The 3008-nt window shown below is 46.9% G+C and carries 5 protein-coding genes and 3 tRNA genes; 6 read left to right on the top strand and 2 right to left on the bottom strand.

The annotated features are described in order from the left end of the window. The 6 genes from QZF50_RS23305 to QZF50_RS23280 all read left to right on the top strand — a co-directional run. The coding region (locus QZF50_RS23305; protein WP_290389029.1) for a helix-hairpin-helix domain-containing protein at window positions 1-199 on the top strand (199 nt) is incomplete at its 5' end. A 56-nt stretch (window positions 200-255) separates the two neighbouring features. Further along, on the top strand, window positions 256-804 hold the full coding sequence (gene pgsA, locus QZF50_RS23300; RefSeq protein WP_290389028.1) for a CDP-diacylglycerol--glycerol-3-phosphate 3-phosphatidyltransferase: 549 nt from the start codon (window positions 256-258) through the stop codon (window positions 802-804). Between the two features lie 151 nt (window positions 805-955). Beyond that, window positions 956-1031, top strand: a tRNA-Gly gene (locus QZF50_RS23295). 54 nt (window positions 1032-1085) lie between these two features. Beyond that, a tRNA-Cys gene (locus tag QZF50_RS23290) sits at window positions 1086-1159 on the top strand. 12 nt (window positions 1160-1171) lie between these two features. Continuing rightward, window positions 1172-1258, top strand: a tRNA-Leu gene (locus tag QZF50_RS23285). A 540-nt stretch (window positions 1259-1798) separates the two neighbouring features. Further along, complete coding sequence (locus QZF50_RS23280) at window positions 1799-2080, top strand: hypothetical protein (protein WP_071529678.1); 282 nt, start codon at window positions 1799-1801, stop codon at window positions 2078-2080. 189 nt (window positions 2081-2269) lie between these two features. Here the strand turns inward: QZF50_RS23280 and QZF50_RS23275 are convergent, their stop codons facing one another. Together QZF50_RS23275 and QZF50_RS23270 are read right to left on the bottom strand one after the other, a co-directional pair. Further along, window positions 2270-2410: a Hok/Gef family protein gene (locus QZF50_RS23275; protein ID WP_000078920.1), complete on the bottom strand. Its 141-nt coding sequence runs from the start codon at window positions 2408-2410 to the stop codon at window positions 2270-2272. A 189-nt stretch (window positions 2411-2599) separates the two neighbouring features. Beyond that, a complete protein-coding gene (locus QZF50_RS23270) occupies window positions 2600-2860 on the bottom strand; it encodes an ogr/Delta-like zinc finger family protein (protein WP_000488107.1) in 261 nt (86 codons plus the stop codon). Between the last annotated feature and the right edge of the window lie 148 nt (window positions 2861-3008).

Here is a 3008-nt window from a genome sequence, read left to right as displayed (position 1 = left end):
CCGTAAAAAACGGGCGAAGGTCAAAAATACCAGTTCCCTGGAAACCATTGAAGGCGTCGGGCCAAAACGTCGGCAAATGTTGTTGAAATATATGGGCGGTTTGCAAGGTTTACGTAACGCCAGCGTCGAGGAAATTGCAAAAGTGCCGGGTATTTCGCAAGGTCTGGCAGAAAAGATCTTCTGGTCGTTGAAACATTGATGTCTCTGTAGCAACATAGGGGTAATCTTACTGACAACAGATAGTTACCCGTCATTATGCAATTTAATATCCCTACGTTGCTTACACTGTTCCGTGTCATCCTTATCCCATTCTTTGTATTGGTCTTTTATCTGCCTGTCACCTGGTCGCCGTTTGCCGCCGCGCTCATTTTCTGCGTCGCGGCGGTGACTGACTGGTTCGATGGTTTTCTGGCACGCCGCTGGAACCAGAGTACCCGGTTTGGTGCTTTCCTTGACCCTGTGGCAGATAAAGTTCTCGTGGCTATCGCCATGGTGCTGGTAACCGAGCATTATCACAGCTGGTGGGTGACATTACCGGCGGCAACGATGATCGCCCGTGAAATTATTATTTCTGCGCTACGCGAATGGATGGCGGAGTTGGGTAAACGCAGTAGCGTGGCCGTCTCCTGGATTGGGAAAGTGAAAACCACTGCCCAGATGGTGGCGTTGGCATGGCTGCTGTGGCGTCCGAACATTTGGGTTGAGTACGCCGGTATTGCACTTTTCGTTGTGCCTGCGGTACTGACTCTGTGGTCAATGTTGCAATATTTGAGCGCTGCGCGTGCAGATTTGCTTGATCAGTGATCGTTTCGGCGTAATTTTCAGCAAACGATCAAAAGTGGTGAAAAATATCGTTGACTCATCGCGCCAGGTAAGTAGAATGCAACGCATCGAACGGCGGCACTGATTGCCAGACGATAATAAAATCAAGTGATTAACTGATTGCTTGATGAATGCGGGAATAGCTCAGTTGGTAGAGCACGACCTTGCCAAGGTCGGGGTCGCGAGTTCGAGTCTCGTTTCCCGCTCCAGTTTAAAAGACATCGGCGTCAAGCGGATGTCTGGCTGAAAGGCCTGAAGAATTTGGCGCGTTAACAAAGCGGTTATGTAGCGGATTGCAAATCCGTCTAGTCCGGTTCGACTCCGGAACGCGCCTCCACTTTCTTCCCGAGCCCGGATGGTGGAATCGGTAGACACAAGGGATTTAAAATCCCTCGGCGTTCGCGCTGTGCGGGTTCAAGTCCCGCTCCGGGTACCATGGGAAAGATAAGAATAAAATCAAAGCAATAAGCAGTGTCGTGAAACCACCTTCGGGTGGTTTTTTTGTATTTGTATTTTGTTAAATGGCGGTAAAGTGGCGATGGTGTGGCGATATGCAGAAATAATGATAGTACACGTCTGTTTAAACTCTAAGGGTGAAGCAAAACTCTCCTGCAACTCATCTGCATTTCGCATATTGAACTAGGGCCTTGGTTAAACCAAAGTTTTTTCTGGGATCTTCCCACTCAACTTCATTTTTCCTCCTACCATCCACCAAAAGGTGTCTACGCTACTCTATCTTTTTTAATCTGAGAACATCCTGAGAAAAAGACAAATTCGTTAGATTTACTGTCTTTCTGCTGCCTCGAATGCTGATGTCTGCAGCACTGATAATAACTCTATCTCTTTGATATAGATCTTTTTTTTGATGAATTGCACGGCATATTATCGTGATGGCACCTTCTTGTTAAAGGTGCTGTACTCCTCATCTCGATTTTATGATGTGGGCTATGATTGGTTAGTAATAGAGTGTATCGGTATGCGATGTGGTTTATTAATGGCAATCTGCCTGTGTTTGGTATCTTTTAGTGGGTATGCAGCAACAGGAAAGTCAGACGCTCAGATCAAGAAAGAAATAATTAAAGAATCCATTGAATCTTATCCAGGCAATTGTGCGTGTCCGTATAATCATGCAAGGAATGGTAGTAGATGTGGTGGACGCAGTGCATATAGCCGTACTGGAGGGTATGACGTGGTATGTTATGAAAGTGATGTTACCGATGAAATGATCCGGCAATGGAAGCAGGAGAATGCTGAGTAATCTCTTTTAAATGATTTGTTGTGCGAGCATTATGTGCAGTTAACAGCTCACTAGCTAGTGAGAGTCCCAAAAAGAAATCCCGCAGTTTTTACGCTGTGGGGTTGTTATTCATGCCTATGAGATAGGGTGCCTTATCGGCCTTACCCTGGCAACCGATTGACGGGGAGTTGCCTCCCCGTCGCGGTTTCCTTACTGCTTACACTGTAAGAACGCCGCAAACTCCGCTCCCCAGAAGCTCATCCGTATTTCACACAGCGAACCGTGCAGCATCCAGATGATGAGGATTACCGTCACGCAGAACGTGATGGCCGTAAGCGATTTTTGCGACATAGCGCTTGCTCCTTTGTTGGAGAGGCGCTAACCTATCACTTGCTAGGTTGACGGGTTAGGGCCTCGGTTAAACAGAAATGTTTTCCGGGGCCTTTCCACATCCGGCCTTCGGGTATTCCCTCCGACCATCAGCCGAAAGGCACCCGCACGTAATCTATCGCTTTTTTGTTACTCCGGCAATTCTGCCTGTTAATTCTGAGGTAAAGGCAAACTCATCTGATTGTTTCCCCTGTGTGAAGCTGGCAGCTCATGCCACGGGATACCTTCTGAAGAGTGAACGCCGGAGGCGTGTTTTGATGTGAATTTATGGAAAGCTTCCAGTGTTGAGAAGCATACGCCGCATTCCAGGTTGTTACACTGGTAATACTTTTGCCGCACGGTGTTTGAATCATTTTCCGGACGACTGGTGCGGATACGGGCAGATGCGCCACAAAGCGGACAACGAAACATAGCGACCTCCCTTAATGTGCTGCTATCGTGATTTTAAATTGTACTAGTGAATATGCCAATCAACAATCAGGTCAGATTGAGGCATGGACGTTTATCTATTAATAAAAATTAACCCTGCTGCATATTTAGTATGTCATTTATTATCAAG

This window comes from uncultured Escherichia sp. (assembly GCF_948475835.1).
Lineage (GTDB): Bacteria > Pseudomonadota > Gammaproteobacteria > Enterobacterales > Enterobacteriaceae > ECMA0423.
This window is presented reverse-complemented; position numbering and strand designations above follow the sequence as displayed.